Annotated in this window: 4 protein-coding genes and 1 pseudogene; 4 read left to right on the top strand and 1 reads right to left on the bottom strand. The window is 68.7% G+C overall.

Annotated features, from left to right (window positions below; translation table 11 throughout):
- Nucleotides 1-45 precede the first annotated feature (45 nt).
- The 4 genes and pseudogenes from F9K34_RS18120 to F9K34_RS18135 form a co-directional block, all read left to right on the top strand.
- Nucleotides 46-474, top strand: a pseudogene (locus F9K34_RS18120) (RlmI/RlmK family 23S rRNA methyltransferase); the annotation flags it as partial.
- Nucleotides 471-1,013, top strand: coding sequence for an RSP_2648 family PIN domain-containing protein (locus F9K34_RS18125; protein WP_291338508.1), 543 nt, complete (start codon nucleotides 471-473; stop codon nucleotides 1,011-1,013). The pseudogene F9K34_RS18120 and the gene F9K34_RS18125, both read left to right, overlap by 4 nt.
- 116 nt (nucleotides 1,014-1,129) lie before the next feature.
- The gene (locus F9K34_RS18130; protein ID WP_291338509.1) at nucleotides 1,130-1,489 is read left to right on the top strand and encodes a cupredoxin domain-containing protein; all 360 of its coding nucleotides are present in this window, start codon (nucleotides 1,130-1,132) and stop codon (nucleotides 1,487-1,489) included.
- A 12-nt stretch (nucleotides 1,490-1,501) separates the two neighbouring features.
- Complete coding sequence (locus F9K34_RS18135) at nucleotides 1,502-2,353, top strand: FTR1 family iron permease (RefSeq protein WP_291338510.1); 852 nt, start codon at nucleotides 1,502-1,504, stop codon at nucleotides 2,351-2,353.
- Nucleotides 2,354-2,359: 6 nt separating this feature from the next.
- On the opposite strand, the gene F9K34_RS18140 is transcribed toward F9K34_RS18135, so the two are convergent.
- A complete protein-coding gene (locus tag F9K34_RS18140) occupies nucleotides 2,360-3,058 on the bottom strand; it encodes a M48 family metallopeptidase (RefSeq protein ID WP_291338511.1) in 699 nt (232 codons plus the stop codon).
- Nucleotides 3,059-3,074 lie beyond the last annotated feature (16 nt).

Raw genomic sequence — 3,074 nt, forward strand, 5'->3', positions numbered from 1 at the left:
ATCATTGCCTCCGCCCAGGCGGCATTGGGCTGAATCACCGCCGCCGCGCTTGAGCTTGCGGGGCGCGGGGCGGCGGCGATGGGGGCGGGCGAGAGGTTCGCGACGCGGAAGGGCGATGCCTTCGCCGCGATGGAGGCACTCGGGGCCGAGGGCGCGCGCTTCGACCTCGTCGTCTGCGATCCGCCGGCCTTCGCGCCGGCGAAACCGGCGCTGGAGGCGGGGCTCAGGGCCTATGAGCGGGTGGCGCGGTTGGCCGCGCCGCTGGTCACGCCGGGAGGCTTTCTTTGCCTCTGCTCGTGTTCGCACGCCGCCGACCTGACGCAATTCCGCAACGCGTCGGCGCGCGGGATCGGCCGGGGCGGCCGCCGGGGGCAGCTTCTGCACACGGGCTTTGCCGGGCCCGACCACCCGCAACTGCCGCAACTGGCCGAGTCGGGATACCTGAAGGCGCTCTTCTTCCGGCTCGACGGATGAAGGCGCTTCTCGACGCCTGCGTGCTCTATCCGACGGTGTTGCGGGAAATCCTGACCGGCGTTGCGCGGGCTGGCCTCTACACTCCGCTCTGGTCCGATCGCATCCTCGAGGAATGGGCGCGGGCGGTCGTGAAGCTCGGGCCCGGCGCCGAGATCGTCGCGAGGGGAGAGATCGCGGCACTCAGGGCGGCGTTTCCCGCCGCGGCGGTGCCGCAACGCGAGGGGTTGGCCGCGCGCCTCTGGCTGCCGGACCCGGCGGATGTCCATGTTCTCGCCGCCGCCATCGCAGGCGGCGCGGACGTGATCGTCACCTTCAACGCCCAGGACTTTCCCCGTCACAATTTGGCGGAGGAAGGCTTGCGCCGCATGGACCCCGACGAATTCCTGCGCGCCCTGCAAGCCAAGGACCCCGATCCGGTCGAAAGGGTGGTGGAGGAGGTGCGCGCGCGCGCCGAGCTTCTGTCGGGTGAGGCGCAACCCCTGCGCCCGTTTCTCAAACGCGCCCGGCTGCCGCGACTCGGCAAGCTGCTCTCGACCTGAGCCATCGCTCTGTCACGAATAGTTTATGCTTTCAGTAAGAAAAGCCTTTATCCGACTATAATACTTAGTTATGCGGGTGCAGGCCTCACCCGCCAGCACCACATCAGGAGATTACAATGTCCCGTGCTGCCTTCCGCGTCGCCCGTCCCGGCCTTCTGGCTGCGCTTTGCGTCACATGTTCGGTGGGAATGGCACTCGCCGCCGCCGCTGCCCCCGTCGTGATCGAGTTCAAGGACGGCGTCATCACCCCTCAGACCGTCGAGATTGCGACGGGCGAAGCGGCAGAGCTTCTGATCCGCAACAGCGGCACCTCGGCCTGTGAGTTCGAGAGCAAGGCCCTGAAGAAAGAGGCCGTCGTCGGCCCCGGCCAGGAAATGACCGTAAAGCTTCCGGCCCTGCCGGCGGGCAGCTACGCCTTCGTCGACGAATTCCACGAGCACGAGGAAACCGCCCAGGGCGTCGTCGTGGTGAAATAAGGGGGCGCCGGCATGTCGGGGCAGATCATCTTCGTCATCTGGCGCGAAAGCATCGAGGCGCTTCTGGTCATCGGCATCCTGTCGAACTGGCTCAGGCGCGAGGCTGCGACGGGCGCGGTCGGCGCCAGGGCCGGGCGCTACCTCTGGGGCGGCGTCGCATCGGGTCTGGCCGTGGCGCTTCTTTTCGCGGCGATGGTGCTCGGCTTTGCCGAGACCCTGCCGCCGATGCTGCGCGAGGACATGATGACGGCGATGGTCTTCCTCGCCGCCGGGCTCATCGTGCAGATGGTGCTCTGGATGCGCCGCCACGCGCGGACCTTGAAGCGCGACCTGGAATGGGATCTCAGCGATGCCGCGCGGTCGGGACATTGGTGGACGATCTTCGTCCTCGCCGCGATCGCCGTGGCGCGGGAGGGCAGCGAAACCGTGGTCTTCCTCTACGGCATGGTCGCGGGGGCGGCTGGGACGAGCCTCCCCGGCATCCTCGGCGCCATCGCCCTTGGCTTTGCCTTGGCGTTCGCGACCTATGCGCTGATGCAGCTTGGCGGCCGCCTTCTGCCCTGGAGCCGGTTCTTCCGCATTTCGGAGGCGATGCTGCTGCTTCTGGGATGCGCGCTCTTCACCACCGGGCTTGAACAGCTGGTGGGTGCAGGCATCCTGCCCTTCCATGCGCCGCTCTGGGACATGAGCGCGATCCTCGACGACGGCGGACGGGTCGGCGGCATCGTCGCCTCGCTGACCGGCTACCGCGCCGCGCCGGACTGGGTGACGCTGGCGGGCTGGATCGGCTACTCGGCCTTCGTGACCGTCGCGCTGGCCTTCGCGACCCGGCCCGTCCGGCGTGCCGTGCAGCGCGCGGGCTGATCCACCCTAGCGGATCGGTTCGACGTTCAGGCCCCACTTCCGCTCGTTCGCCTCGATCGCGGCGATGCGGTCCCCGGTCTTCGGGTGGCTCATCAGCCAGGCGGGCGCCGCGCCAGCCTGGCCGGTGATCCGGCCCAGCTTGGCGAAAAGCGACTTCTGCGGGGCGGTGCCGATCCCCGCCTTGACGAGAAGCGCCGAGGCCCACTCGTCGGCCTCGTACTCGTCCCGCCGGCTGAGCCGCGCGGCGACGAGCGAGGTCAGAAGGTTGGCGACCATGACGCCGATCCCCGGCAGGAGCCTGCCGAGAAGCGTGGCGAGTACCATCCGGATCGCGTTCTGCCCGGTGAAGTCGATCATCCGCCGCCTGGAATGCCCAAGCGCCACATGGCCGAGTTCGTGGGCGATGACGCTCGCCATCTCCTCGGCCGTGACCCTGCCCTCGCGGAAGCGGTCATGGAACCCCCGGGTCAGGAAGATGCGCCCGTCCGGCGCCGCAAGGCCGTTGACCACCGCGACCTCGTAGATCCTGACCGGAACCCGCTCGACCCCCAGCGCCCGGGCCAGCCGCCCCGTCACCTCGGCAAGCGCCGGGTCGCGCAACTCGGTGGAGTTTGCGTCGAGTTCCTTCGCGGTCCGCCAGGCCGAGAAACGCCAGAGGACGACGGCATAGAGAAGCGCGAGGAGGATCGGCGTCAGCTTCAGCATGGCCTGAATATGGGGT

This window comes from Albidovulum sp., assembly GCF_008933605.1.
Classification (GTDB): Bacteria; Pseudomonadota; Alphaproteobacteria; order Rhodobacterales; family Rhodobacteraceae; genus Albidovulum.

Excerpts from the sequence above, each read along its gene's own strand:
- F9K34_RS18125 (WP_291338508.1), top strand. The coding sequence starts at position 471 with ATGAAGGCGCTTCTCGACGCCTGCGTGCTCTATCCGACGGTGTTGCGG.
- F9K34_RS18130 (WP_291338509.1), top strand. The coding sequence starts at position 1,130 with ATGTCCCGTGCTGCCTTCCGCGTCGCCCGTCCCGGCCTTCTGGCTGCG.
- F9K34_RS18135 (WP_291338510.1), top strand. The coding sequence starts at position 1,502 with ATGTCGGGGCAGATCATCTTCGTCATCTGGCGCGAAAGCATCGAGGCG.
- F9K34_RS18140 (WP_291338511.1), bottom strand. The coding sequence starts at position 3,058 with ATGCTGAAGCTGACGCCGATCCTCCTCGCGCTTCTCTATGCCGTCGTC.